24 protein-coding genes and 1 pseudogene are annotated in these 25,792 nt (G+C 75.7%); 12 read left to right on the top strand and 13 right to left on the bottom strand.

Features of this window, described 5'->3' with window-relative positions:
* The first annotated feature begins 61 nt into the window (after positions 1-61).
* From E9549_RS06215 to E9549_RS06195, 5 genes are all read left to right on the top strand, one after another.
* Entirely contained in the window at positions 62-1,294 is a 1,233-nt protein-coding gene (locus E9549_RS06215) for an NAD(P)/FAD-dependent oxidoreductase (RefSeq protein WP_236825676.1), read from the top strand.
* Between the two features lie 50 nt (positions 1,295-1,344).
* Positions 1,345-1,662 carry a hypothetical protein gene (locus tag E9549_RS06210; protein ID WP_236825675.1) on the top strand — a complete coding sequence of 106 codons (318 nt, stop codon included), beginning with the start codon at positions 1,345-1,347 and terminating at the stop codon, positions 1,660-1,662.
* Positions 1,663-1,840: 178 nt separating this feature from the next.
* Positions 1,841-3,823: a GAF domain-containing sensor histidine kinase gene (locus tag E9549_RS06205; RefSeq protein ID WP_236825674.1), complete on the top strand. Its 1,983-nt coding sequence runs from the start codon at positions 1,841-1,843 to the stop codon at positions 3,821-3,823.
* Positions 3,820-4,566, top strand: a complete 747-nt coding sequence (locus E9549_RS06200; RefSeq protein WP_236825673.1) for a response regulator transcription factor — start codon at positions 3,820-3,822, stop codon at positions 4,564-4,566. The genes E9549_RS06205 and E9549_RS06200 overlap by 4 nt, the downstream gene beginning before the upstream one ends.
* Before the next feature lie 322 nt (positions 4,567-4,888).
* Positions 4,889-6,865: a GDSL-type esterase/lipase family protein gene (locus tag E9549_RS06195; RefSeq protein WP_236825672.1), complete on the top strand. Its 1,977-nt coding sequence runs from the start codon at positions 4,889-4,891 to the stop codon at positions 6,863-6,865.
* 10 nt (positions 6,866-6,875) lie between these two features.
* Here E9549_RS06195 and E9549_RS06190 read toward each other — a convergent pair whose 3' ends face one another.
* Positions 6,876-7,415: a DUF1353 domain-containing protein gene (locus tag E9549_RS06190; RefSeq protein WP_236825671.1), complete on the bottom strand. Its 540-nt coding sequence runs from the start codon at positions 7,413-7,415 to the stop codon at positions 6,876-6,878.
* A gap of 101 nt (positions 7,416-7,516) precedes the next feature.
* On the opposite strand from E9549_RS06190, the gene E9549_RS06185 reads away from it, so the two are divergent.
* Entirely contained in the window at positions 7,517-8,530 is a 1,014-nt protein-coding gene (locus E9549_RS06185; protein WP_236825670.1) for an iron-containing redox enzyme family protein, read from the top strand.
* 12 nt (positions 8,531-8,542) lie between these two features.
* Here the strand turns inward: E9549_RS06185 and E9549_RS06180 are convergent, their stop codons facing one another.
* Positions 8,543-9,436, bottom strand: a complete 894-nt coding sequence (locus E9549_RS06180; RefSeq protein ID WP_236825669.1) for a bile acid:sodium symporter family protein — start codon at positions 9,434-9,436, stop codon at positions 8,543-8,545.
* Between the two features lie 86 nt (positions 9,437-9,522).
* On the opposite strand from E9549_RS06180, the pseudogene E9549_RS06175 reads away from it, so the two are divergent.
* A pseudogene (locus E9549_RS06175) lies at positions 9,523-9,638 on the top strand (methyl-accepting chemotaxis protein); the annotation flags it as partial.
* A 116-nt stretch (positions 9,639-9,754) separates the two neighbouring features.
* Here the strand turns inward: E9549_RS06175 and E9549_RS06170 are convergent.
* The 7 genes from E9549_RS06170 to E9549_RS06140 form a co-directional block, all read right to left on the bottom strand.
* Positions 9,755-10,081: a CDGSH iron-sulfur domain-containing protein gene (locus E9549_RS06170; RefSeq protein WP_236825668.1), complete on the bottom strand. Its 327-nt coding sequence runs from the start codon at positions 10,079-10,081 to the stop codon at positions 9,755-9,757.
* Between the two features lie 42 nt (positions 10,082-10,123).
* The gene (locus E9549_RS06165; protein WP_236825667.1) at positions 10,124-11,179 is read right to left on the bottom strand and encodes a hypothetical protein; all 1,056 of its coding nucleotides are present in this window, start codon (positions 11,177-11,179) and stop codon (positions 10,124-10,126) included.
* A 102-nt stretch (positions 11,180-11,281) separates the two neighbouring features.
* Positions 11,282-12,118: an MIP/aquaporin family protein gene (locus tag E9549_RS06160; RefSeq protein ID WP_236825666.1), complete on the bottom strand. Its 837-nt coding sequence runs from the start codon at positions 12,116-12,118 to the stop codon at positions 11,282-11,284.
* A gap of 126 nt (positions 12,119-12,244) precedes the next feature.
* Positions 12,245-15,340 carry a bifunctional [glutamine synthetase] adenylyltransferase/[glutamine synthetase]-adenylyl-L-tyrosine phosphorylase gene (locus tag E9549_RS06155; protein ID WP_236825665.1) on the bottom strand — a complete coding sequence of 1,032 codons (3,096 nt, stop codon included), beginning with the start codon at positions 15,338-15,340 and terminating at the stop codon, positions 12,245-12,247.
* Positions 15,337-16,074 carry a type 1 glutamine amidotransferase gene (locus E9549_RS06150; RefSeq protein ID WP_236825664.1) on the bottom strand — a complete coding sequence of 246 codons (738 nt, stop codon included), beginning with the start codon at positions 16,072-16,074 and terminating at the stop codon, positions 15,337-15,339. The genes E9549_RS06155 and E9549_RS06150 overlap by 4 nt, the downstream gene beginning before the upstream one ends.
* A 34-nt stretch (positions 16,075-16,108) precedes the next feature.
* Positions 16,109-17,449, bottom strand: a complete 1,341-nt coding sequence (locus E9549_RS06145; protein ID WP_236825663.1) for a glutamine synthetase family protein — start codon at positions 17,447-17,449, stop codon at positions 16,109-16,111.
* Positions 17,450-17,570: 121 nt separating this feature from the next.
* Positions 17,571-17,975, bottom strand: coding sequence for a MarR family winged helix-turn-helix transcriptional regulator (locus E9549_RS06140; RefSeq protein WP_236825662.1), 405 nt, complete (start codon positions 17,973-17,975; stop codon positions 17,571-17,573).
* Positions 17,976-18,118: 143 nt separating this feature from the next.
* On the opposite strand from E9549_RS06140, the gene E9549_RS06135 reads away from it, so the two are divergent.
* Genes E9549_RS06135 through panB form a run of 4 tightly spaced genes read left to right on the top strand, consistent with a single transcriptional unit; the run spans position 18,119 to position 22,239 of the window.
* Positions 18,119-18,994 (top strand): universal stress protein, encoded by an 876-nt coding sequence (locus E9549_RS06135; RefSeq protein WP_236825661.1) that lies wholly within the window; start codon positions 18,119-18,121, stop codon positions 18,992-18,994.
* A gap of 34 nt (positions 18,995-19,028) precedes the next feature.
* Complete coding sequence (locus tag E9549_RS06130; RefSeq protein ID WP_236825660.1) at positions 19,029-19,526, top strand: GNAT family N-acetyltransferase; 498 nt, start codon at positions 19,029-19,031, stop codon at positions 19,524-19,526.
* A gap of 50 nt (positions 19,527-19,576) precedes the next feature.
* Complete coding sequence (locus tag E9549_RS06125; protein ID WP_236825659.1) at positions 19,577-21,412, top strand: NAD+ synthase; 1,836 nt, start codon at positions 19,577-19,579, stop codon at positions 21,410-21,412.
* Positions 21,409-22,239: a 3-methyl-2-oxobutanoate hydroxymethyltransferase gene (gene panB, locus E9549_RS06120; protein WP_374201400.1), complete on the top strand. Its 831-nt coding sequence runs from the start codon at positions 21,409-21,411 to the stop codon at positions 22,237-22,239. The genes E9549_RS06125 and panB overlap by 4 nt, the downstream gene beginning before the upstream one ends.
* Here panB and E9549_RS06115 read toward each other — a convergent pair.
* The 4 genes from E9549_RS06115 to E9549_RS06100 all read right to left on the bottom strand — a co-directional run bounded on the left by E9549_RS06115 (position 22,196) and on the right by E9549_RS06100 (position 24,474).
* Positions 22,196-22,672 carry a DUF2784 domain-containing protein gene (locus tag E9549_RS06115; RefSeq protein WP_236825658.1) on the bottom strand — a complete coding sequence of 159 codons (477 nt, stop codon included), beginning with the start codon at positions 22,670-22,672 and terminating at the stop codon, positions 22,196-22,198. The two genes, panB and E9549_RS06115, sit on opposite strands and share 44 nt — an antisense overlap.
* A 43-nt stretch (positions 22,673-22,715) precedes the next feature.
* Positions 22,716-23,489, bottom strand: a complete 774-nt coding sequence (locus tag E9549_RS06110; RefSeq protein WP_308113061.1) for a helical backbone metal receptor — start codon at positions 23,487-23,489, stop codon at positions 22,716-22,718.
* A gap of 36 nt (positions 23,490-23,525) precedes the next feature.
* Positions 23,526-24,221 carry an NADPH-dependent F420 reductase gene (gene npdG, locus E9549_RS06105; RefSeq protein WP_236825656.1) on the bottom strand — a complete coding sequence of 232 codons (696 nt, stop codon included), beginning with the start codon at positions 24,219-24,221 and terminating at the stop codon, positions 23,526-23,528.
* Positions 24,222-24,291: 70 nt separating this feature from the next.
* Positions 24,292-24,474, bottom strand: coding sequence for a hypothetical protein (locus E9549_RS06100; protein ID WP_236825655.1), 183 nt, complete (start codon positions 24,472-24,474; stop codon positions 24,292-24,294).
* 174 nt (positions 24,475-24,648) lie between these two features.
* Here E9549_RS06100 and E9549_RS06095 point away from each other — a divergent pair, with 174 nt between their 5' ends.
* A complete protein-coding gene (locus E9549_RS06095) occupies positions 24,649-25,770 on the top strand; it encodes a diguanylate cyclase (protein ID WP_236825654.1) in 1,122 nt (373 codons plus the stop codon).
* Positions 25,771-25,792: the final 22 nt, after the last annotated feature.

Below are 25,792 nucleotides of genomic sequence, written 5' to 3'. Positions count from 1 at the left end.
CCCGCTTCGCCCGGGAACCGGCCGCCGACGGACCCCGGACCCCGATCGCACCGGACACGTCATGACCCGAGTTCGCACCGCACACGTCATCGGCGGCGGCATCGCCGGCCAGGTGGCCGCCGTCGCCCTGCACCGCGCCGGCATCGAACCGACCGTGTACGAGGCCCACGCCACCGGCGCCGACGGCGTGGGCGCCTTCCTCGGCCTCGGCCTCAACGGCATCAGCGCCCTGCGCACCGTCGACATGGACACCGCCGTCCTCGCCCGCGGCTTCGCCAGCCCGCGCACGGTGATGCTCAACGGGCGCGGCAGGGTGCTGGCCGACGTGCCCAACGGCGGCACGCTGCCCGACGGCACGCACGCGATCACCATCCGCCGAACGGACCTGTACGCGGCGCTGCGCGACGAGGCCGAGCGGCGCGGCATCCCCACCCGATACGGCAAGCGGATGACCGGCGCCCGGCACACCGGCTCCGGGGTCCGCGCGGACTTCGCCGACGGCAGCACCGCGGTCGCCGACGTGCTCGTCGGCGCCGACGGGATCCGCTCCACCGTCCGGCGGCTGCTGGACCCCGCCGCGCCCGGCGCCAGCTACGTCGGGTTCCTCAACACCGGCGGCTACGCCCGCGGCGTCGACGTCGTCGGCCCGCCCGGTGTCAACCACTTCTGCTTCGGCCGCCGCGCCTTCTTCGGCTGGACCAAGGCCCCCGACGGCGAGGTCTGGTGGTTCGCCAACCCACCGGCCGCCCGGGAGCCGGACCCCGAGGAGCTCGCCGCCGTGCCCGCCCCGCTGTGGCGCGCCCGGCTGCTGGACCTGTACGCCGACGACCGCACTCCCGCCGCCGACCTGGTCCGTGCGACCGACGACGTGTTCACCGGCTGGATCACGTACGACCTGCCGTCGGTGCCCACCTGGCACGACGGACGCACGGTGATCATCGGCGACGCCGCGCACGCCGTGTCACCCTCGGCCGGGCAGGGCGCCGCGCTGGCGATCGAGGACGCCGTCGTCCTCGCCCAGTGCCTGCGCGACCTTCCCGACGCCCCGGCCGCCCTGGCCCGCTACGAGCGGCTGCGCCGCACCCGCGTCGAGAGGATCCGGGCCCAGGGACGCCGCAACGGCAGCGGCAAGACCGCCGGCCCGGTCGGCCGCGCCGTCCGCGATCTGGTCCTGCCGACCGTGATGCGGCACCTGTTCCGCGACGGCCGCGACCCGCTGCGCTGGATGTGGGACCACCACATCGACTGGGACACCCGCGTGACCACCCCCGCCCCGACGGCGGCGACCCGATGACCAGCGCCACCACTCCCCTCCGCCCCCGGCGCCCCGTCCGGCGGTGGGCCGTGCGCGCGCTGCCCGTCCTGCTCGTCCTCACCCTGGCCGCGGTCGGTGCGCTCGCGGTGACCTGGGCGCGCGCCGCGACCGACACCACCGGCCAGGTCGCCTTCGACCGGCCGCTGGCCATCCCGCCGCTCGCGCCGTCCCGCATCGAGGAAGGCACCCGGGTCTTCGAGCTGCGCGCCACCACCGGCACCACCGACTTCGGCGTCGGGGACGGTGCCACGCGCACCTGGGGGTTCGACGGCGCCTACCTGGGCCCGACCCTGCGGGCCGAGCGCGCCTACCTCTTCGTGGCGATGCAGCAGATGCCCGCGCACTAGGGTCGCCAGCGAGAGCGTGCACCAGCGGAGGGCCGGACCGGGGGCCCCGCGCCCGGGTACGGTTGGGCAGACCAGACCGTGTGGGTGGTGGTCGCCGGTGGACAGGTCGAGCGACACGGGTGCCGCTGCTGCGTGCGACCCCCGGCTGGCGACGTCCAGGGGCGGCACCCTCGTCGCGATGGTCGATGGCCTCCCCGCCGCCGTGACCGTGGTGACCGACGACCAGCAGACCCTGCACGTCGACCCGGCCGGCGGCGCAACGCGCGGTGCGGGGTGCGATCGTCCGGTGGGGAGCTTCCCGGCGCCTGGGGGCCAGGTCCCGCGGCTCCGCGCCAGCGCCTCGGCCGGTGACGCAGCGCCGGGGGGTGTCGAGAACACCGACTACCCGTCGGAGGTGCCCGGGCAGCCGCTGGTCCGGCACACGGTCCGGGACGTCATCGAGCGACGACGGACGACGCGCCGGCTGGCCGTGCTGAGCCAGGTCGCGACCCGGGTGGCGCGGGCCGAGACGCTCGAGGCCACGCTGAAGACGGTCGCCGAGTGCCTGGTGGGGTCCTCGGAGACGAGCGCGTGCGCGGCGATCGTCCTCGAGGGAGATCCGGCGCAGCTGCGGGGTGCCGGCACTGCGTCCCTACCGCGTGACTACGCAGAACGCGTCCGGCGGGCGCTTCGCCTCTGCGACGAGGTCCTGCCCACGCTGTCCGCGTTCCGCGGCCGGCGGACGGTGGTGGTCGACCGAGAGCGCGACCACCCGGCGCTCCGGTTGCTGGAACACCTCGACGGCGACCTGGAGTGGCGAAGCATCGTGGCGATCCCGATGATCGCCCGCAACCAGGCCGTCGGCGCGATCGAGACGTTCTGGCGGGGGGCGCCTCCGGACGGGGAGGAGCTCCGGTTCCTCGCTGCCGTCGCCGACCAGGCCGCCACCGCCGTGGACAACGCCCGACTGCTCGCCGACGCCTCCGCGTCGTCCCGCCGCGATGAGGGTCTGATCGCGGCGGGGCTGGCGCTGGCATCCGAGCTCTCCTTGCCAGCGGTGCTCAGCAAGATCGTGGAGCTGGCCTGTGACGTCGCCGACGCCCGCTACGGGGCGGTCGGGGTGCTCGGCGGGGACGGCCGGCTCGAGGACTTCATCACCCACGGCGTCCCTGACGAACAGCGTGACGCGATCGGCCGCCTGCCCATCGGCCGCGGCATCCTCGGCGCGCTCATCACCGACGCCCGTCCGCTGCGGCTGAGCCGCATCCAGGACGATCCGAGGTCGGTCGGCTTCCCGCCGCAGCACCCGCCGATGACCTCGTTCTTGGGTGTGCCGATCAGCGTGCGGGGCCGGGTCTACGGCAACCTCTACCTGACCGAGAAGCGTGGCGGCACCGACTTCACCGAGGGGGACGAGCGCGCCGTGGTCACACTGGCCGCGCAGGCCGGCGTGGCGATCGAGAATGCGCGACTGTTCGACGAGGCGCAGCGACGGCTGGCGCTGGAGGCCCGTCACCGCCTCGCCCGCGAGCTGCACGACTCCGTCTCCCAGGCGTTGTTCTCGATGACCCTCGAGACCCGCACCGCGCAGCTGCTGCTCGAACGCACGGGGCTGCCGGCCGACGGACCGCTGGGCGAGCGGTTGAGCTACCTGCGCCAGCTGACCCAAGCGGCACACTCGGAGATGCGCGCCCTGATCTTCGAGTTGCGCCCGGAAGCGCTGCGGCAGGAGGGCCTGGCGGCAGCGGTCAGCAAGCAGGCCGAGGGAATGAGCGGACGGACCGGGATCGCCGTCGAGGTCCGGGTGCCGAAGAAGCGGATCCGCCTGCCCTGCGAGGTCGAGGAACAGGTGTACCGGGTGGTGCAGGAGGCGCTCGCGAACATCGCCAAGCACTCCGGGGCGAGCAGAGCGACGGTGCGGCTGGGACGTAGACGCACAGAGCCGCCAGGGTTGCTGGTCGAGATCGTCGACGACGGCGCTGGCTTCGACCCCTGCGCTGGCCAACCCGGCCATCTGGGGCTGTCCACGATGGCCCAGAGGGTCCGGCAGCTGGGCGGAGTCCTCCAGGTGGACTCCAGTCCCGGCCGGGGCACCCGCCTCTCCGCCACCGTCCCTCTGCCGCCGGCCGCCAGCCGCACGGCCGTGCGGGCCCGGATGGAGCCACCGGGCGGTCCGCGATGAACGAGCCCCAGCCGAGGGGCGACCGGATCCGGGTCTGCCTCGTCGACGATCACGGGATGGTGCGGCGGGGCCTGCGCGGCTACCTGGAGCTGGTCGACGACATCGAGATCGTCGGCGAGGCCGGTGACGGCCGAGCCGCCGTGGACCTCGTGGCCGCGCTGGTCGCCGAGGGCCGAGCCCCGCACGTCGTGCTGATGGATCTGGTCATGCCCGGCACGGACGGCGTCACCACCACGCGGCTCCTGACACAGCGGTACGCCGGGATGGCGGTGGTCGCCATGACCAGCTACAGCGAGGTGGACCGAATCCGCAGCGCCCTGGAAGCCGGCGCCTCCGGGTACCTGCTCAAGGATGCCGAGGCGGACGAGGTGGCCGACGGGATCCGCAGGGCCCACCACGGGGAGATGCCGCTCGGACCGGCGGTCTCCCGGCAACTCGCGCGGGCATTCAGCGCACCCGGCAGGGCCGCGCTGAGCGCTCTCAGCCCTCGGGAGCTCGACGTGCTGGGCCTGGTGGCCGCCGGGATGTCCAATCGGGAGATCGCCTCGCGGCTGGGGATCAGCGAGCGCACGACCCGGACCCACGTCAGCAGCATCCTGAACAAGGTGGGGCTGCGGTCGCGCACTCAGGCCGCGCTGTACGCAGTCCAGCAGGGCATCGTGCCCCAGGATCCGGCGACCGGACGACCGGCCTCCCGGACGGAGGACGTCCCACCGGCGCCGGCCGTCTCCGCCCGGTGGTGAAGTCGGCCGGACCTGGACCACGCCAGGTGCTGCGCCGACGGCAGCAGCCGGCATCGCCGCGCGGCCCTACCGGGGGCTCGGCCGGCACCGCCGCCACGATCGCCACGGTCTTCTCGACGTCGAGGTCGATGCTGGCCCGCAGCACCAGCACGAGCGTCCGCAGGGCGGGCGGACGGTGGTGCAGGCACGCGGCCCGCGCCGGCCGGTCGCGGGGCCGTAGCCGGGGACCGCGCCGCGGCGTAGCGTCCGCACCCTCAGGTGGATGCGCACCCGGCGGCCCTCTCCCGTCCTGCGGTGCCCGTCCCGGTCGCGGGGGGATGTCGTGGGCCTTGCACGCCGGAGCGCGCTGACGGCCGTGGGCGTCGTCGCGCTGCTCACCTCGTCCGCCGTCGTCACCCTCGCCGCCGGGTCGGCGGCGGACGACTGCCCGGACGTCGCCATCGTCGGGGCGCGCGGCTCCACGGACACCGTCACGACGACCAACCGCGGCATGGGGACGAACGCGGACTACTTCGCCGACTCCCTGGAGCGCGAGCTCACCGCCCGGTACGGCGGTGCCCTCGCGGTGCAGAGCCTGGCCGTCGCGCACTCGCCCACCTCGATCGGCGTGCTGACCCCGACGCGGAGCGAGCTGACCGCGCTGGCCGACCCCGCCCGGCGCGATGCGGCGATGGAGCGCTACCGGACGGGCAACCTGGCGACCTACACCCGCAGCGTCGACCAGGGCATGACCTCCGCCGTCGAGCAGATGACCGCCCTGCACACCCGCTGCGCGGGTACGACCTTCGTCCTGGCCGGGTACTCGCAGGGCGCCATGGCGCTGCACGGTGCGCTGGCGCGGCTCGCGGACGACGGTCGCACGGCCCTGCTCTCGCGCGTCGCCGCCACCGTGCTGGTGGCCGACGGCGACCGCGTGGCGCAGACCGCCGCCACCCGTCGCGGCACGGCGGCGGCGACCGCGCAGGGCGTGCGCACCGCCCTGCAGCCGGGCGGGCGCGACGTGGCCGCCACGCCGCCGGTCCTCGACCTCTGCCTCGCCCGGGACCTCGCCTGCGACTTCGACGCGGCGCGCCTGCTCCACCGCGGCGTCAGCCCGTCCCTGTCGGCGCTGAAGGAGGCCTCGCGGATCCACACCGGCACCGGCTACCGCCCCCTGCTCCTGCAGGCGGCGCAGGAGATCGCGACCTCCCCCCTCCTCGCGCCGACCTCCACGCCCACCACCACCGCGCCCACCACCACCGCTGTCCCGACGGCGACACCTCCGGCCGGTTCCGCGGCGCTGGCCGCCTTCCGCGCCGCGCGCGCCGACAGCGCCGCCGGGCGCGGCCCGCTCGACGTCGTCGTCGTCGGCGACTCGGTCACCGAGGGGCGCGACGTCGGGAAGGGCAACCGGTGGGTGGACGTGCTGCTGCGGCTGCTGCGCGACCGCTACCAGCCGGCCGGCGTCCCCGGGGGCGAGGGCTACGTGCCGGCCTACTACGCCGCCGGCGGCATGGCCGACCGCTTCACCTTCGGCGGGACGCCGACGCTGGGTTCGCAGTACGGGTTCGGCATGCGCGCCAACCACATGCCCTCCGGCGTCGGCAACTCGATGGCCACCACCTTCACCGGCACGTCGTTCGAGCTCCACTACGCCAGCAGCCGGAACACCGGCACCGTCACCGTCTCCGTCGACGGCGGGCCCGGCACCCCGGTGTCCACGACGGGCAGCGACTGGACGCCGAGGGACGGCGGCAGCTGGACCTCGCCCCCGCTCCCCCGCGGCACGCACACCGTCACGCTCACCAACACCAGCGGCCGGACGGTGCTCGTCGAGGGCATCAGCGTGTACGACGGTGACGAGGCCGCCGGCGTCCGCCTGTGGGAGGCCGGCCACTCCGGCTGGCAGGCCGAGGACTACGCCCACCGCCCCACCGCGCCGCAGCACGGCCAGGCCGTCGCCGCCGCCGCGCCGCACCTGGTCGTGGTCGCGCTCGGCTACAACGACGTCGTCGCCGGGTTCAGCGCCGCCGACTTCCGCGGGTACCTCACCACGACGATCGCGCACCTGCTCGGCCCGGACGCCGGCCCGGACCCGTCGGTGCTGGTCGTCGGCTACCCGCCGCGCACGGACGTCCCGGCGGCCGCGTGGGATGCCTACCTCGAGGCCATGGCCGGGGTCGCGGCGGAGCAGGGCCACGCGTTCGCCGACCTCTCCGACCTGCCGCAGTTCGGGATGTCCGGTGACGGCGTCCACCCGACCGCGACCGGCCACGCGCAGCTCGCCGCCGCTCTCGACGCCTACCTGGCGGCCGGCTGACCGCCCCGCCTCAGGTCCGCATCGACCCGGCGTCCTCCGGCCGGCGCCCGGTGACGACGCCCACCGCCGCCTCGGCGAGCCCGTACACGGTCAGCGAGACGGCGATGAGCACGGCCGGCGGGACGACCACCGGCGCCGCGAGCAGCGAGATGCCGACGACACCGGGCGCGCTGCGCCACCACCCGTCGCCCCGCAGCGGGTGACCGAGGGCGCTCCACCGGACGGCGCACCACATCAGCCAGCGGCGCAGCACCGGCACGCCGCTCTCCCGCAGCACCCGCCGGAAGACGCCGTCGGCCTCCCGGCCGGTCACCACGCCGCCGGCGATGCCCGCGGTGACCAGCCAGTCGTGCAGGATCGCTGCGGCGGTGTACCGCCCGAACCGCGGCACCAGCCACACCACCACCCGGGGGACGGTGGCGAAGTCGGTGGGGAAGCCCGCCGGGACGACGAAACGGTCGCGCCTGCCCCGGTACACCAGCGGCTCGACCAGCTCCCAGCGGTCGGCGTCCAGCCGCCGCACCACGACGTCGTCGGACTCGAACGGCACCGCTCCCCCTCCCCGCGGTCGCCCGGCGCCCGCGGACCGGCCGGGTGACATCACACCCTCCCGGTGCATCGAACCGGCCACCGGTGGGCATGCTGGCGATCATGCGCCTGCCCGAACCACGCGGCCCGCTCAGCGACACCCTCGCCCGTGACCTCACCAGCGGCTCGGACCTCTCGGCGGCGACGGTGGGGTACGCCGCCCGCCTGGACGCCGACCCCGCCGGGGTGCTGACCGACGACGACCTGCAGCTGGGCCTCGCCATCTGCTACGAGCTCCACTACCGCGGGTTCGACGGCGTCCCCGAGGAGTGGGAGTGGCACCCCGAGCTGCTGCGCCTGCGCGCCGGGCTGGAGCGGGCGCACCTGGCCGGGCTGCGCGGGCTGGTGGGCGAGGTCGCCGTCAGCGGCGACCCGGTCGACCAGCAGCTCACCGCGCTCATCGCCGCCGACGACGGCCCCTCGCTCTCGGCCTACATGGCCAAGCAGGGCACGCTGGAGCAGTGGCGGGAGTACCTCGTCCTCCGCTCGGTCTACCACCTCAAGGAGGCCGACCCGCACACCTTCGCCGTCCCCCGGCTGTCCGGGCGGGCCAAGGCCGCCATGGTCGAGATCCAGGCCGACGAGTACGGCGGCGGGTCGGCCGAACGGATGCACAGCGAGCTGTTCGCCGGGCTGCTGCGGGACCTGGGGCTGGACCCGGGCTACGGGGCGCTGTGGGACGAGGCTCCGGCCGTGGCGTTCGCGTCGGTCAACACGATGTCGCTGTTCGGCCTGCACCGCCGCTGGCGGGGTGCGGCGCTGGGCCACCTGGCGACGGTGGAGATGACCTCCTCCGAGCCCAGCCGGCGCTACTCGGCCGGGCTGCGCCGGCTGGGCTTCGACGAGCGCACCACCGTGTTCTACGACGAGCACGTGGAGGCCGACGCGGTGCACGAGCAGATCGCCTCGGTGGACATGTGCGGCTCGCTGGTCGCCGCGGAGCCGGAGCTGCTGCCCGACGTGCTGTTCGGGGCGGCCAGCTCGCTGGCCATGGACGGCCTGGCGGCCCACCACCTCCTCGGCGCGTGGGAGGCCGGCGCCTCCGGCCTGCGCGGGCAGGCGGCCCTGGCGGCCTGAGCGCGCCCCCGGCTACCCGGCCGGCACCGCCTCGTCGCGCTGCGGGGCGGTAGCCCGGTTGCGGGTGATCAGCCAGCCGAACGCCGCGGCCACCGGGAACATCAGCACGCCGTAGACGGCGGCGGGCACGGCCAGCTCCACGCTGTCGAGCACGCTGATGGCCACGGCGATCGCCAGCGTGCTGTTGTGCACGCCGATCTCGAAGGAGCTGGCGATCGCCTGCCGCTGCCCGATGCCGAGCAGCCGGGGCACGCTGTACCCGACGGCGAGGCTGGCGAGGCAGAACGCGAGCGCCGGCAGGCCGACGTCGCGCAGGTAGCTCCCCACGTTCTCCCGCTCGGCCACCATCGTGCCGACGATGACCAGGGCGAGGACCACCGCCGACAGGATGCGCACCGGCTTGTCCGAGCGGTCGGCGAAGCCGGGCGCCGACCGGCGCACCAGCATGCCGAGGGCCACGGGGACGAGCACGATCGCGAACACCTGCACCGTCTTGCCGAACTGCAGCCCGAGGCTGCCGGCGCCCGGCGGGTCGAACCACCCGATCGCCAGGTTGGTGACCACCGGCAGGGTGACGACGGCGATGACGGAGTTCAGCGCGGTGAGGCTGATGTTGAGCGCGACGTCACCCCGGTAGAGGTGGCTGAACAGGTTCGCGGTGGTGCCGCCGGGCGAGGCCGCGAGCAGCAGCATCCCGACCGCGAGCAGCGGCGGCAGGTCGAACAGCAGCACCAGGCCGAAGCACACCACGGGCAGGACGAGCAGCTGCAGCGCGAGGGCGACCACGACCGCCTTCGGCTGCCGGGCGATGCGGGTGAAGTCGCCGACGGTGAGCGAGAGGCCCAACCCGAACATGACGACGGCCAGCGCGAGCGGCAGCGCGACGGCGGTGAGCGCGGAATCCATGGATCCTCCGATCGGGCACCGGCCGGGGAGCCCGCCGGGCAGGACGTCCCGCGCATCCTGTGCGATCGGGGTCACAGAACGCAACCGGCCTCGCGCTGAACGCCACGATCGAGGCCACCCGCACCGGGGAGTCGGGCAAGGGCTTCGCCGTGGTGGCCAACGAGGTCGGGAAACTCGCGCGGGAGACCCGCCGAGGCGACCAGCCGGGTCTCCGAGCAGATCGCCGGCACCCAGGCCGGCACCGGATCGGTCACCACCGGCGTCAACGCGACCAGCGCGGTGGTCGGTCAGCTGGACGCCGTGCAGGCGGGCACGGGGTCAGGCCTCCCGGCGTCCGTCCCGCAGGATCTGCGCGGCCGGCCGGGGCCGGCTGGGCGCGCTCGGCGCCGAGAACCCGGACCGCTTGTGCGAGCCGTCGCAGAAGGGCTTGATCCCCGACTTGCCGCACCGGCACAGCGCGATGGTGTCCCGCCCCGGGTCGATCTCGGCGCCGTCCTGGTCCTGCAGGCGGAAACTGCCGCGCACGATGAGCGGCCCGTCGCGGTAGGGCGTGATCGTGGCGCCCGCTGCGGGGTCGGCTCCGGCGGTGCGGTCCTCGGACGGCTCGGGCTCGGCCGACGGTGATGGCGACACGCCCTCCAGCATGCCCCGCCGTCCCCGACCCCAACCCGGGGGTCCACCGGCGGGTCAGCCGTCGAGGCCCAGCGACGCCACCATCCGGTCCAGGACCTCGACGTTGCGCGGGTAGTCGAACCGCGGGAGCCCGACGGTGTCGGCCACCAGGGCGCGTGGCGAGCCGTCGTCCGCCCCGAGGTCGACCACGACGCGGGTGACCGGCAGGCCCTGGGGCCACAGCCCCTCCCCGGCGGTGACCCGCTCGACGCGGACGGCCGGCCGCCCGTCGATCGTGAGCTCCTCGCGGCTCAGCTCCTCGCCGCGCCCGGTGGTGACCAGCCGGTCGAAGGGGATGCCCTCCACCCGGACGCTGATCGGGGCCACCCGCGCGTCGGTGGCCGGGGGCACCTCGAAGGAGTCCGGTGAGAAGAAGCTGCAGGCCGGCACCTCCGTCCCCGGGTTCACCTCCCAGGACTCCGGATAGGAGATGGCGTAGCCCTCCGGGCTCTCGCACCGCTCGGCGAGCGGATCGGGCTCCGCCGGCTCCTCGTCGAGCAGGTCGACCACGATGCGCTGCGGGGAGTCGAGCGCTGCGACGGCGAACGGCCGCCGCGCGTCGACCCCGGCGAAGAAGCTGTAGCGCCCCTCGACGAGGGTGTCCTCGACCACGGCGTCCAGCACCACCGGATCGGCGACCGCCAGCCGCCCGGCGCCCTCCCACGGCGCGACGCCCTCCGGCGCGTCCCCCGGCAGCGCGATGTTCGTCAGCGTGATGCCGAGGACGGCGTCCCCGGGCACCTCGACCGGCTCCCCGGACCCCTGCGCCCGCGGGTCGTCGGTGTAGCCGACCCGCCAGCCCGCCTCCCCCTCCCCGGCGAGCTCGAAGACGACGCGGTCGAACCCCCCGTGCGCTGCCAGCCGCACGTCGGTCAGGGTCACCGGGGGGCTGTCGCCCGAGGCCACGGACTCGTCGGTGCTGCCTTCGCCGACGGGCTCCACGGCGTCCTCGACGTCGGGTGACGGCGCGGTCGGCGAGGTGGTGGGCCCGGCGTCGGCCGGAGGCTCCTCGTCGGTGCCGCAGGCGGTGACGAGCACGGCCGCGCAGAGCCCGAGGGGCAGGAGGCGCATCGAAGATCCAGGGGGTCTCGGGGACGTCGGGCCCTCCCTGCCATTGCCAGCACCGCCCGTGCCGAACCCTCCGCACGCGCCGGAACCAGCGCTCCGGGCCGGTCAGCTCGTCGGACGGCGATCACCCGGCTGGCCGGCACCGGTCGCCGAGGTCCGGCTGATGGGCAGCGGGCCGTCCCCACCCGGCGCCGCCCCGGGGTCTGCGCCGGGCAGCTCGGCGCCCGTCTCGTCCACCGGTGCGCCGAGCGGTTCCGCGGCCGGCGCCGGCCGGGCGAGGAGCCGGGCGACCGGGACCGCCAGGACGGCCCCGACCACGGGGGCCAGCACGAACAGCCAGACGCCGGCCAGCGGTTCACCGCCGGCGAGGAGCGCGGGCCCCAGCGAGCGGGCGGGGTTCACCGACGTCCCCGTGAGCGGGATCCCGATCAGGTGCACGGCCGCGAGGGTGAGCCCGATGGCCAGCCCGGCGAATCCCGGCGCGGCGGCGGTCCCGGTCACGAGGAGCACGACCACCACCAGCACGAAGGTGAGCAGGAGCTCGAGCAGGAAGGCACCCTCACCGCTGATCGCGGCACCCCAGTCGTTGGCCCCGAGGGCCCCGGTCTGGTCGGTCACCCCGCCGAAGTCGCTGGTCAGCAGCCACAGGACGGCGGCGCCGGTGATGCCACCGGCGAACTGGGCGACCCAGTAGAGCGCCGCTTCGACCGCGGTCATGCCGCGTGACAGCAGCACCGCGAGGGTCACCGCCGGGTTGACGTGGCAGCCCGACACCGGCCCGATGGCGTAGGCGAGCACCAGCAGCGTGAAGCCGAAGGCCAGCGCCACGCCCACGGGGCCGACGCTCTCCAGGCCGACGACCGCGGTACCGACCGCGACGAGGACGAGCAGCGCGGTGCCGAGGAACTCCGCGACGAGCGAGCGGACGAGGACGGGGGACACGGGAACCTCCTGGCCCGGCCGCACCCGGCCCCCGTGCCGGCTCCCGGCGGCACCGGTGCGGACACCAGGAGCCTGCGCCGCGGCGTCGCCGCCGGCCAGGGTCCTTCGGTCACCCGGCCGCGCCGTTCAGCCCGGGGCGGGCTGGCCGTAGAAGACCTGCTCCACCACCGTGCGCGCGTGCCGGGTGGTGCGGCGGTAGTCGTCGAGGAAGCGGCCGGGTTCGTCGTCCGGCCCGTAGCCGCAGGCGCGGGCGACCCCGCCCAGCTCCAGGCCGGGCCGGGGCAGCTGGTCGCTGGGGCGGCCGCGGACGAGGAAGACCGCGTTGCGCGACCGGGTGGCCAGCTCCCACGCCGCGGTGAGCGCCTCGGCCTGGTCCTCCGGGAGCAGCCCCTCCTCGGCGAGCGCGGTCAGCGCGCCCACCGTCGAGGGCACGCGCAGCGCGGGCACGCGGGCGGCGTGCTGGAGCTGGAGCAGCTGGGCGGTCCACTCCACGTCGGCGAGCCCGCCGCGACCCAGCTTGGTGTGGGTGGCGGGGTCGGCGCCGCGCGGCAGCCGCTCGCGCTCCACGCGGGCCTTGATCCGCCGGATCTCGGCGACCTGCTCCGCGGAGAGCCCGTCGGCCGGGTAGCGCACCGGGTCGACCAGGGCCACGAACTCCGCTCCCAGCGCCTCGTCGCCGGCGACCGGGACGGCGCGCAGCAGCGCCTGCACCTCCCACACCGACACCCACCGCTGGTAGTACTCGCGGAAGGCGGGGAGGCTGCGCACCAGGGCGCCCTGGCGGCCCTCGGGCCGCAGGTCGGCGTCGACCTCGAACGCCGGGTCCGGGGCCGGTTCGGCGAGCAGCCGCCGCAGCGTGTGGGCGACGGCGTTCGCCGCCGCGGAGGCCTTCGCCTCGTCCGCACCCGGGCGGGGCCGGTGGACGAACAGGACGTCGGCGTCCGAGCCGTACCCGAGCTCGCCGCCCCCGAGGCGCCCCATGCCGATGACCGCGAGGTCCACGGGCAGGTCCTCGACGGCGACCCGGGTCTCCTGCGCGTGCGCCCGCAGGGCGGCGTCGAGCCCGGCCTGCAGCGTGGCGGCCGCGACGTCGGTGAGCGCCCGGCCCACGCGGTGCACGTCGAGGCGGCCGAGCAGGTCCGCGGCGGCGATCCGCAGCAGCTCCTGTCGGCGCAGCCCCCGGATGACCCGCACGCCCGCCTGCGGGTCGGGCGCCCGGCCGGCCGCCTGCCGCCACGCCTTGGCCAGGGTCTCCGCCGACCGCGGCTCCAGCTCGGCGTCGTCGGCGAGCAGGCGCAGCGCCTCGGGTGTGCGGGTGAGCAGCGAGGCGACGTACTGGCTGGAGCCCAGCAGCTGGGCCAGGCGCTCGGGGACCTGGCCCTCGTCGCGCAGCAGGCGGAGGTACCACTGGTTCCCGCCGAGCGCCTCGCTCACCTGCCGGTAGGCCAGCAGCCCGGCGTCGGGGTCGGGGCAGGAGGCGAAGGTCTGCAGCAGCACCGGCAGCAGGTACTTCTGCATCGACGCCGAGCGCGACACCCCGCCGGTGAGCGCCGCCAGGTGCCGCAGCGCACCCTCGGGGTCGGCGAAGCCGAGGGCCCGCAGCCAGTCGCCGGCCGCCTTCGACCCCAGGTGCAGGTGCTCCCCGGGCACGCGGGCGACGGCGGAGAGCAGCGGCCGGTAGAAGAGCTTCTCGTGCAGCCGCCGCACCTCGCGGGTGTGCAGCGCGAGCTCGGCCCGCAGCACGTCGACGGCGTCGCCCCGGTGGTCGGGCTTGTACCCCAGCGAGCGGGCCAGCCAGCGCAGCTGCTGCTCGTCGGTGGGCAGCAGGTGGGTGCGCCGCAGCCGCAGCAGCTGCAGCCGGTGCTCGACGGTGCGCAGGAAGCGGTAGGAGGCGACCAGCGTGGCGGCGTCCTCCCGGCCGACGTAGCCGCCGGCCGACAGCGCCAGCAGCGCCGGCAGGGTGCCGCCGACCCGCAGCGTCGGGTCGGCCCGGCCGTGCACCAGCTGCAGCAGCTGGACGGCGAACTCGACGTCGCGCAGGCCCCCGCGGCCGAGCTTGAGCTCCCGCTCGGCCTGGGCCGGGGGGATGTTCGCCTCCACCCGGCGGCGCATCGCCTGCACCTCGCCGACGAAGCCGGGCCGGTCACCGGCCTTCCACACCAGCGGCCAGAGCGCGTCGACGTAGCCGCGCCCGAGGTGCGGGTCGCCGGCGACCGGGCGCATCTTCAGCAGCGCCTGGAACTCCCAGGTGTCGGCCCACTGCTCGTAGTAGGCGGCGTGCCCCGCGACCGTCCGCACCAGGGAGCCGGCCTTGCCCTCGGGGCGCAGCGCCGCGTCCACCTCCCACGCCGCCTCCCGGCAGATGCGCATGAGCGACGCGGCGACGCGGGTCGCGCCGGCGAGCGCGGCCGCCTCGGCCTCCCCGGGTTCGACCGGCTCGGCCACGAAGACGACGTCGACGTCGCTGACGTAGTTGAGCTCCCGGCCGCCGGTCTTGCCCAGCGCGATGACCGCCAGCCGGCAGGCCGCCGTGTCCGCCGGCTGCTCGGCGACGGCGAGCGCGAGACCGGCGGCGAGCACGGCGGCGGCGATGTCGGCGAGCTCGGCCGCCGCCTCGTCGGCGGGCACGCCGTCGGCCAGGTCGCGCCCTGCCAGCGACAGGATCGCCCGGCGGTAGGCGTGCCGAAGGGCCGCGATCCGCGAGGGCCCGGCGTCGGGCGCGGCCGAGCCCAGCCGGACGCCCCAGGGCGGGTCGTCGGGGTCGGCGCCGACCGCGGCCAGCATCTGCTGCTCCAGCGCGTGCGGCGTGGGCCGGCTCGGCCCGTTGCTGTCGTCGAGCACCTCCCAGTCCAGCGGGTAGGCGGCCAGGTGGTCGGCCAGCCCCGAACTGGCGCCGAGGACGGCGAGCAGGCGGGCGCGCAGGTGGCCCGAGCCCCGCAGCCGGGCCAGCAGCGTGGCGGCCGCGCCACCGGAGTCGTCCTCGGCGTCCAGCGCCTCGACCAGCCGGTGCAGCGAACGGACCGCCAGGTCGGGGTCGCCCGCCCGGGCCAGGGCGGCGACGACCGGCCCCGCCTCGGGGTCGGCGGGCTCGTTGCGGTCGAGGTCCCAGAGCCCCAGCGACGGGTCCGACAGCAGCCGGGCGGCGCGTTCGCCGTCCTCGAAGCCGAACCGGACGAGGCGGACCACCGCCCGCCGCGGGACCTCCGCCTGCGGCACGCTCACGCGCGCACCTGCGCCCGGGACCGGACCAGATCGGCGAACCGCCCGGCGAACGGGCGCCAGACCTCGTCCAGGTCGTCGTGGGCGGCGGCGGCCCGGGCGCACAGCGTCTCGACGTCGAGCGGGCTGGCCGCCACGCCGACGGGGTCGCTGGCGGCCCAGGCCCGCACCATCTCCGGCGTCGTCTCGATGTGGAACTGCAGCCCGTAGACGGCGGTCCCCACCCGGTAGGCCTGGTGCGGGTAGTGCGGGTTGCCGGCCAGCAGGGTCGCGCCGGCCGGCAGCTCGGAGATCTCGTCGTGGTGCCACTGGATGACGTCCGGGGACAGCGGCAGCGGGCGGAACACCGGGTCCGCGTCGGCGGCGTCGCGCTTGGCCACCAGCGTCGCGCCGACCTCCGGCCCCGCCGCGCCGACCCGGGTGCGGCCACCGCCGACCTGGGCCAGCAGCTGGGCGCCCAGGCAGACGGCGAGCGTGGGCAGGTCCGCGGCGAGCGCCTGACGGAGCAGCTCCCGGACGCCCACGAGCTCGGGGCTGGTCGCCGCGTCGTCCATCGAGGACTGCGGCCCGCCCAGCACCAGCAGCCCGTCGTAGCCGTCCAGCGCGGCGGGCAGCTCGGCGCCCAGGCCCAACCGGCGCTCGTCGAGCTCCAGCCCCGCGGCGCGCAGCCACTCCCCCAGGCGCGCCGGCGGATCGGTCTCGCTGGGGACGACGACGAGCAGGCGGCCGGCGGTCACGCGATCGAGGCTAACGGCCGCCCCCGCCCCCGCCTCACAGGCCGGGGAGGTAGCGGCGCAGCTCGAACGGGGTCACGTTCTGGCGGTAGGAGTTGAACTCCTCCCACTTGTTGCGGAGGAAGAACTCGAAGACGTGCTCCCCGAGCGTCTCGGCCACCAGCTCGCTGCCCTGCATCGCGGTGAGCGCCTCACCGAGGCTGACCGGCAGGTCCTCGTACCCGGCCGCCCGCCGCTCGGTGTCGGTGAGCGACCAGACGTCGTCCTCGGCCTCCGGCGGCAGCTCGTAGCCCTTCTCGATGCCGCGCAGCCCGGCGGCCAGCAGCACCGCGAAGGTGAGGTAGGGGTTGCACGCCGAGTCCGGCGAGCGCACCTCGACCCGGGCCGACTGCGCCTTGCTCGGCTTGTAGCTGGGCAGGCGGACCAGCGCCGAGCGGTTGGCCCGGCCCCAGGTGGCCGCGGTCGGCGCCTCGGTGCCGGCCAGCAGCCGCCGGTAGGAGTTCACCGTCTGGTTGGTGATCGCGGTGACCTCCCGGGCGTGGGTCAGCAGGCCGGCGATGAACTGCCTGCCGGTGGTCGACAGCCGCATCGGGTCGGCCGGGTCGTGGAAGGCGTTGCGGTCGCCCTCGAACAGCGACAGGTGGGTGTGCATCGCCGAGCCCGCCAGCTCGGTGAACGGCTTGGGCATGAACGTCGCGTGCACGCCCTGGGCCAGCGCCACCTCCCGGACGACGTGCCGCAGGGTCATGATGTTGTCGGCCATGGAGAGGGCGTCGGCGTAGCGCAGGTCGATCTCCTGCTGCCCCGGGGCGACCTCGTGGTGGCTGAACTCCACCGAGATGCCCATCGCCTCCAGGGCGAAGACCGCCTCGCGCCGGAAGTCGTGCGCCACGTTGTGCGTGGACAGGTCGAAGTAGCCGCCGCTGTCGGCCGGCTCGGGTGGGGTGCCGTCGGTCGGCAGGTCCTTGAGCAGGAAGAACTCGATCTCGGGGTGGGTGTAGAAGGTGAACCCCATGTCGCCGGCCTTGGCCAGGGCCCGGCGCAGCACGTGGCGCGGGTCGGCCCACGACGGCGAGCCGTCGGGCAGCGTGATGTCGCAGAACATCCGTGCGGTGTCGCTGGCGCGGCCCTCGCGCGCCGGCATCACCTGGAAGGTGCCCGGGTCGGGCTTGGCCAGCATGTCGGACTCGTAGACCCGGGCGAAGCCCTCGATCGCCGAGCCGTCGAACCCGATGCCCTCGGCGAAGGCCGCCTCGATCTCCGCCGGGGCCACCGCGACGGCCTTGAGGTAGCCGGAGACGTCGGTGAACCAGAGCCGCACGAAGCGGATGTCTCGCTCTTCCAGGGTCCGCAGGACGAACTCCTGCTGTCGGTCCATGCCGGCCATGATCCAGTCCGCTCGTTTCGTGGATGTGACGTCGGCGCAAGCCTGCCCCGTCCGGGCGATCCGCGCACCGTCCCGCGCCCCGGACGGCGCGTGTCGCGCCGCCCGCGCCCGATCAGCCGGGCCGGTGCCAGTCCGGCGGGCTCAGGACGGCTGCCATCCGGCTCAGCTCGGCCCGGTGCAGGGCGGCCAGCCGGCCGAGGACCTCCTCCCCCGCCGCGGTGAGCACCACCCGCACCGCGCGCGCGTCGTCGGGGTGCGCGGTCCGCCCGACGAGGTCCTGCTTCTGGGCGCGGTCGACCAGCTCCACCACGCTGTGGTGGCGGAGCTGCAGCCGCTCGGCCAGCTCGCGCACCGTGGCCCAGTCCCGTGCCGGGAAACCCTTCAGCGCCAGGAGCAGCTGGTACTGCTGCGGCGTCAGGCCGTGCCGGCGGACGACCTCCTCGCTGAACCGCAGGTAGCGCCGGATGCCGAACCGGAACCGGGCCAGGGCCTCGAAGTCGGCCTTGCTCAGGGGCACCGGACCGCCGTCCTCCCCGAGCCCCGTCACGGCGTCATCACACCACGACACCGCGAGCGCGGCCCTGGTGCACTTCTATCGTGCTGCGATACGTTCGGCGACGTCCCGGGCGGCTCCCGCCCGGCGTCGGCGAGGAGGCCCTCGTGCGCAGGCAGCCCGGTGCCCGCCACGGTTCCGCGCCGGTCGTCGTCCGGGTCACCGCCGCCTCCGACGACGCCGTCGACTGGGCCGCCGCCGAGGCCTCGATCCGTGGGCTGCCCCTGCGGCTGGTGAGCCCGGAGGGCGCCACGGCCGGGGAGCTGGGCGCCGCGGCGTCGCGGGCCCGCGCGGTCGACCGGGACCTCGCGGTGGAGAGCTGCCGGTTCAGCGGGTCGGCGCTCCCCGCACTGTTGCGCGAGAGCCGCACGGCAGCCCTGCTGGTGCTGGGCGCCCCCGCTGCGACCGGGCTCACCCGCCTCGGGTCCGGGCGCGCCCCGCTGCGTCTGGCGTCCTCGGGCGCGTGCCCGGTCACGGTGGTACGCGCCCTCCCGCGCGCCACCGACCAGCGGTCGAGACCCCGCGTCGTCGTCGGCATCGACGGCGCACCGTCCTCCGGCCCCGCTCTCGGCTTCGCCGTCCGGGCGGCCCGGGGACGGGGCCTGCCCCTGACCGTCGTGCACGCGTGGAGCCCCGACACCCCCGCGGACCTCGAGGGGGTGTGCGCACCGCGTGCCGTCACCGAGGCCGGCGCCGCGCGGCTGGTGGACCGGACGCTCGCCTCGTGGCGGCAGGAGCTCCTCGACGTGCCGGTCACGGCGGAGCTCCGCTGCGGCGACGCCGCCTCCGCGCTCGTCGCGGCCTCCGGCGGTGCGGCGCTCGTCGTCCTGGGGATCCCGGGCCGGCGCCGGCCGACCGGGGCCGTCCGGTCGGTGGGGCGGAGGGTGCTGGCCGGGGTCGCCGGCCCGGTCGTGGTCATCGGGCCGGAGGGGTGCGACGCGGAGCCGGGCCGGCGCGGCCTGCGGAGCGCCTCGAGCCGCTGACGGGTGTCGCTCGACGGACCGGCATGCTCCAGCCATGGCCGACCACCCTGCTGCGGCAACGCCTCCGCAGAACCCGCTGCGCACGACCGCCAGCCACGTGGAGGTGCGCCGCGCCGGTCCCGGCGACGCCGCCGCCGTCCTGGCGATGGTGCGGGAGATCGCCGCGCACGAGGGCACCCCGGACGCCGTCGCCGGCGGCCTCGGGACGTGGACGACGATGCTGGCCCGGCCCGACGTCGTCGTCCTGCTGGCCGAGCGGGACGGCGAGCCGGCCGGGTACGTGTCCGCCGTCCGCCGGCTGCACCTGTGGCTGGGCCGCGACATCCTCGGCCTGGACGACCTGTTCGTGCGGGCCGGGTACCGGGACGCCGGGGTGGGCCGGCTGCTCATGACCGAGCTCGGCGCCCTGGCGGCCCGCGAGGGGCTCGCCGTGCGCTGGGAGGTCCGCGAGGACAACGTCGCCGCCCAGCGCTTCTACCGGCGGCTGGGTGCCGACCTGCGCACCAAGGTGGTGGCGTTCTGGCGGCCGTGACCACCGGCCCCGCCTCGCACCCGGAGCGGGTCCGGGACCAGGATGGGCCCGTGAGCGATCAGCAGCCGGTGCAGGTGCGGGTGTCCCTGGCCCAGGTCGACACGCGGGTCGGTGACCTGGCGGGCAACGGCGACCTGGTCGTCCGCCGGGCGGCGGAGGCGGCGCAGGCGGGCGCCCACCTCGTCGTCTTCCCCGAGATGACGCTGACCGGCTACCCGCCGGAGGACCTGGTGCTCCGGGAGTCCTTCGCCCGGGCCAGCGAGCGCGCGCTGGTCGAGCTCGCCGGCCGGCTGGCGGCCGAGGGTCTGGGCGAGCTCGCCGTCGTCGTCGGGTACCTGGCGCACACCGAGGGCAGCGGGCCGGCCCCGGTCGACGAGCCGCCCACCGACGACGACCGGCCCAGCGACGCCAACCCCCGCCGGGGCGCCCCCCGCAACGCCGCGGCCCTGCTGCACGGCGGCGAGGTCGTCGTCCGCTACTACAAGCGGCACCTGCCCAACTACGGCGTCTTCGACGAGGCGCGCTACTTCGTGCCCGGCACCGAGCTGCCGGTGGTCCGGCTGCACGGGGTCGACGTCGCGCTGACGATCTGCGAGGACCTCTGGGTCGAGGGCGGGCCGTGCGGGGTCGCCGGCCAGGCCGGCGTCGACCTCGTCGTCTCCCCCAACGCCTCCCCCTACGAGCGCGCGAAGGACGACCTGCGGCTGCCGCTGGTGCGCCGCCGCGCCGCCGAGGCGCGGGCGGCGGTCCTGTACTGCAACCAGGTCGGCGGCCAGGACGAGCTGGTGTTCGACGGTGACTCGATGGCCGTCTCCCCCACCGGCGAGCTGCTCGCCCGGGCGCCCCAGTTCGTCGAGCACCTGCTCACCGTGGACCTGTCGATCGACCGGGCACGGGTCCCCGAGCGGCGTGCCGGCCGGATCGGCCCGATGACCGTCACCCGCCACGTGCTGGGCGAGGAGCCGGTGCCCGCCTACGAGCCCCGGCCGGCCGGCGTCGCCGAGCCGCTCGGTGAGTGCGAGGAGGTCTGGCGGGCGCTCGTGCTGGGCCTGCGCGACTTCATCGACAAGAACGGCATGCCCTCGGTGGTGCTGGGGCTCTCCGGCGGCATCGACTCGGCGGTCTGCGCGGCGCTGGCCGTCGACGCCCTGGGCGCCGGCCGGGTGCACGGCGTCGGGCTGCCGTCGAAGTGGTCCAGCGAGCACTCGCTGGCCGACGCCGAGGACCTCGCCCGCCGCACCGGCCTGCACTACTCGGTGGTGCCGATCGCCCCGGTGGTGGACGCGTTCGAGGCCTCGGTGGAGCTCTCCGGGGTCGCCGCGGAGAACCTGCAGGCGCGGGTGCGCGGCACGCTCCTCATGGCGCTGTCCAACCAGCACGGGCACCTGCTGCTGACGACGGGCAACAAGAGCGAGGTCGCCGTCGGCTACTCGACCCTCTACGGCGACTCCGCCGGGGGCTTCGCCCCGATCAAGGACGTGCCCAAGACGCTGGTGTGGGAGCTGGCCCGCTGGCGCAACGCGTACGCCGCCGGGCGCGGGGAGACCGAGCCCATCCCGCGGAACTCCATCGACAAGCCACCGTCGGCCGAGCTGGCGCCGGGCCAGGTGGACAGCGACTCGCTGCCCTCCTACGAGGAGCTGGACGCGGTGATCGCCGACTACGTCGACCGCGACCTGGGCCTGGCGCAGCTGCTCGAGCGGGGGCACGACCCCGACGTGGTGGCCCGCGTCCTCCGGTTGGTGGACGCCGCCGAGTTCAAGCGCCGCCAGTCGGCGCCCGGTACCAAGATCAGCCTCAAGGCGTTCGGCCGCGACCGGCGGCTGCCCATCACCAACCGGTGGCGCGAGACCCTGCCCACCGTCCGCGAAGGAGCACAGGCGTGACCGAGTCGGTCCTGTACGGCGGCCAGTCGACGGCGCGGGTGCGCATCCACCACCTGCAGCAGGCCAAGGAGCGCGGCGAGAAGTGGGCGATGCTCACCGCCTACGACACCTTCAGCGCCGCCGTCTTCGAGGAGGCCGGCATCCCGGTGATGCTGGTCGGCGACTCCTCGGGCAACGTGGTCCTCGGCCACACGAGCACCGTGCCGGTGACGGTCGACGACATCCTGCTGATGACCAAGGCGGTGACCCGCTCCACCAAGCGGGCGCTGATCGTCGCCGACCTGCCCTTCGGCAGCTACGAGTCCGGCCCGCAGCAGGCGTTCGGCACCGCCGTCCGCATGATGAAGGAGGGCGGGGCCCAGGCGGTCAAGCTCGAGGGCGGGGAGCGGGTGGCACCGCAGATCGAGCTGCTGCACGACGCCGGCATCCCGGTGATGGCGCACATCGGTTTCACGCCGCAGAGCGAGCACGCCCTCGGCGGGTACCGGGTGCAGGGCCGGGGTGCCGGGGCCGAGCAGCTGCTGGCCGACGCGCACGCCGTCCAGGAGGCCGGCGCGTTCGCCGTCGTCCTGGAGATGGTCCCGGCCACGGTCGCCCGGCAGGTGACCGAGGCGCTCACCATCCCGACCATCGGCATCGGGGCGGGCGTGGACTGCGACGCCCAGGTGCTCGTGTGGCCGGACATGGCCGGGCTCAACGGCGGCCGGGTGCCCAAGTTCGTCAAGAAGTACGCGGACCTGCGCGGTGAGCTGCTCCGCGCGGCCCGGGAGTACGCCGACGAGGTCAGGGGCGGGACCTTCCCGGGGCCGGAGCACTCGTTCGAGTAGGCCCGCTCCAGCTCGCTGCGGGGGCCGGACTCGCGCTCTCCGGGTCCTGCAGCGGCCCCCGGGCACGAGGAGCACCCCCGGAGCCGAGTGCGCGGGCCGCGAGCAGCCCGTAGCCGACGGCGTTGAGGCCGATCGCGGTGGCGTAGATGCCCAGCTGCGTGCCGGCCGCGTCGACCTCCAGCCCCAGCGGGTCGAACAGGTAGCGGCCCAGGAAGCCGCCCTCGTAGCCCGGTGCACCCGCGCGCTCGCGCAGCCACAGCTCGAGGTCGGTGAGCGGGCAGTCGGCGCCGGCCAGGTTGACGCCGAGGATCACCAGGGCGACGGGGGCGTGCAGCAGCACCAGCCGGGGCCACCGGAGGGCGAGCAGGGCACCGACCAGCATGAACAGGACGGCGGCGGCATGCACGAGCGCCACCGCGTTCGCGAGCAGCACTCCCCCACTGTGCCACCCGGGCGGCATTCGAGCGCGTGGCCGGTCAGCCGGCGAGCTGGGCCAGCAGCACCCGGGGCGCCTCGGCGAGCGAGGGCCCGTACCAGGTGAGGTGCCGGCCGCTCACGAACGCCGGCCGCGCCTGCGGCCACGCCTCGGGGCCGTCTTCGGGCGTGAAGGCGTAGGGCTCGTCGGGGAGGACGACGAGCTCCGCCGGCACCGTCGCGGGCTCGTCCCGGCCCAGCTTCGGGTAGCGGTCGGCGTGCCCCGCGTAGAGGTTGCGGACGCCGAGCCGGGCCAGCACGTCACCGGCGAAGGTGTCGCGGCCCAGCACCATCCAGGGACGGCGCCAGATCGGGACCACGGCTGCGACCTCCGGCAGCCGGGCCGGCGCGGTCCAGGCCGCCCGCGCCTCCGCCAGCCAGGCCGGGTCCGCGTGGCCGAGCACCGCGCAGAGCCGGCCGAGCGAGTCCAGCGCCTGGTCGACGGTGGCCGGTGCGGTCACCCACACCGGCACCCCGGCGGCCCGGAGCGCGGCGAGGTCCTCGTCCCGGTTCTCCTCGGCGTTGGCGACCACGAGGTCGGGCGCCAGGTCCAGCACCCGCCCGACGTCGGGCCACCTGGTGCCGCCCACCCGCGGGACGTCGAGCCCGGCGGGGTGGGTGCACCAGTCGGTCACCCCCGCCAGCAGCCCGGCGTCGGTCGTGGCGATCGCCTCCGTCAGCGACGGCACCAGCGAGACGACCCGCCGCGGCGGCCGCCCGCGAAACGGGGTGCCGACGTCGTCGAGAGAGCACGGTGGCCCCGTCGAGGGGCTCACCCCGAGCCTGCGCAGGGTGAGGAGGACGGGGTCCTTTCAGACGTCGGTGATCCGGACACCCGCGTGGACCTTGTACCGGCGGTTGACCGACACCAGGTTGATCGTCAGCGCCTCGACCTGGCGGGCGTTGCGGAGCCGGCCGGCGTAGATGCCGCGCATCCCCGGCAGCCGGCCGGCCAGCGCCTGCACGGTGTCCATCGACGCCCGGTCGTCACCGACCACCATGACGTCGCCGTCGATGGTGGGCCGGGAGAGGTCCTCGAGCAGCTTGGCCGACAGGTGGTGGAAGGCACCGACCACGTGCGAGTCGGGCAGCAGCGCGGCCGCCTGCTGGGCGGCGCTGCCCTCCTCGACGTCGAGCACGTAGGCGCCGAGCTCGTCGAAGCCCATGGGCACGACGCAGTCGACGACGATCTTCCCGGCCAGCGGGGTGGCGAGCTCGGCGAGCGTCGCGGCGTGCCCGGCGAAGGGGACGGCGACGATGACCAGGTCCGCCGCGCCCGCGACGTCGACGTTCGAGCCACCGGTCACCGACACCTCGCCGCCGCCGGCCACCGTCGCGGCGCGCTCGGCGACCTCGGCGGCCACCTCGGCCGCGCGCTCGGCGTCGCGGGAGCCGAGCAGCACCCGCTGCCCCTGGGCGGCCAGCCGTACGGCCAGCCCCCGCCCCTGCGGCCCGGTGCCGCCCAGCACACCCACGACCAGTTCCTCGACCGCGCGACCGTCCGTCACGTCCACCCCTTCCGCGGCGCCGGACGACCCGGCGGCTGGCACCGATCATGCCTGGCCCCGGGACCGGAGGTCAGCGCTCCTCCCAGGCGCGGTCCTCCTCGTCGAGCTGCTCGTTGCGCTCGGCGACGGAGGCGAGTGCGTTCTCCGCCTCCTCGCGGGTCTCGTACGGGCCGAGCCGGTGCCGCTCGGCGCACCCGTCGCGCGGCTCGACGGTGCGGTGCTTGAGGCAGTAGAACCAGGGCCCCGTGCTCATGCACGACCTCCTTCGCTCGTCGGACCCCACCAGCCTTCCACCGGTCGCGCGGACCCGCTCGGACGGCGGCGGGGCGGCGGACGCGATCCCCTCGGTCACCCGGACGGGCACCTGTCGGTGACGGGGCAGGAACAGGGGGTGCCGGAACACCGGTCCGTACGGCATCCTGCACCGGTGACCGGCCCGGACGAGCGCGCCCCTGACCTGGCCACTCCCTCTCCGGAGCCCCTCGACCCGTCCGGCCACGAGCACCGCGTCGCCGCCCTGACCATCGCGGTGCTGCTGGCCACCGGCGCCCTCATGGGCTCGGTCAACCTCGTCGTGGACGGCGTGCTGCGCGAGGGCCCTGCGCGGTGGTCCTACGCCGGCACGATGCTGCTCCTGCTCGCCATCGCCGCCTCGCTCGTCGCGCGCGGCCGGCTCGGCCACGGGCACACCCTCGCCCTGGTCCTGCTGGGCGACCTGGTCTACCTCGTCGTCGTGCTCTGCATCGAGGACCCGCTGCGCTACGCCACCCCGCTCATGCTGCTGTTCCCCGCCCTCGCGGCCGGCTGGTTCCTGCGGCCGCAGGCGCTCACCCTGCACATGGCCGTGACCACCGTGGTGTGCGTGGCGGCGCTGTGGCCCAGCTACGACAGCGCGGCCGCCCTCGGCGTCCAGGCCGGGGTCAGCGCCTGCACGCTCAACGGCGCGGCCACCTCGGTCTACCTGCTGCGCCGCCGCGTGCAGCGCCTGCTGGCCGAGACCGAGACGCTGACCCGGCTGGACCCGCTCACCGGCCTGCACAACCGCCGCTACCTCGTCGAGCAGGCCGACCGCCTCTGGCGGCAGGCGCGGCGCGACGGCACCCGCGTGTGCGCGATGGTCCTGGACCTCGACCACTTCAAGCGGCTCAACGACGAGTTCGGGCACGCCGTCGGCGACGCCGTCCTCAACGCCGTGGCGGCGTCCCTCACCGCCGCCGTCCGCCCGGCCGACGTGCTCGCCCGCATCGGCGGGGAGGAGCTGGTGGTCCTGGGTTCGGTGAGCGACGCCGCGGAGGCCGGCCTGCTGGCCGAGCGGCTGCGGGCGGCCGTGGCCCGGGGGCAGGGCGCCGGCGGGCACGGGGTCACCGCCTCGATCGGCCTCGCCGTCACCCGGCCGGCCGACGGCGAGGACCCCGTCGCGGCGCTCTGGCGGCTGGTCGACGAGGCCGACGGCGCGATGTACCGGGCCAAGCAGGAGGGCCGGGACCGGGTGGCGACCGCCGGGGTGCCGCGAGCCCGCAGCCCCCGCGCGGAGGAGACCAGCTCCTAGGCCGGGGCCCGCGGCGGGCCGC

This window comes from Blastococcus sp. MG754426 (assembly GCF_021699055.1).
Classification (GTDB): Bacteria; Actinomycetota; Actinomycetes; order Mycobacteriales; family Geodermatophilaceae; genus Blastococcus.
This window is presented reverse-complemented; position numbering and strand designations above follow the sequence as displayed.